This is a genomic window from Aeromonas sp. DNRA1, from assembly GCF_963888745.1.
Taxonomy (GTDB): domain Bacteria; phylum Pseudomonadota; class Gammaproteobacteria; order Enterobacterales; family Aeromonadaceae; genus Aeromonas; species Aeromonas hydrophila.
In genome coordinates, this window is sequence record NZ_CAWPKQ010000021.1 from 1 (window position 1) to 304 (window position 304).

Below are 304 nucleotides of genomic sequence, written 5' to 3' on the forward strand. Positions count from 1 at the left end.
TGGGGTGTGTAAGCGCGGCGACGTGTTGAGCTAACCCATACTAATTACCCGTGAGGCTTAACCATACAACACCCAAGAAGTGTTCTAAGGCTTGTAGCAAATAGAACGAACTACTCAAATTCAGTGATAGTGACAAGGCAAACTAGCCAAGTTGTTATTCACGTCAGCTTTCTAGATTAAGATTTTGCCTGGCGGCCATAGCGCTGTGGAACCACCTGATCCCATGCCGAACTCAGAAGTGAAACGCGGTAGCGCCGATGGTAGTGTGGCATTCGCCATGCGAGAGTAGGACACTGCCAGGCAC

1 rRNA gene is annotated in these 304 nt (G+C 49.7%); it reads left to right on the forward strand.

From position 1 onward, the window contains the following. Positions 1-187: 187 nt before the first annotated feature. Positions 188-302: ribosomal RNA gene (rrf, locus tag AACQ43_RS22155) — 5S ribosomal RNA — on the forward strand. Positions 303-304: the final 2 nt, after the last annotated feature.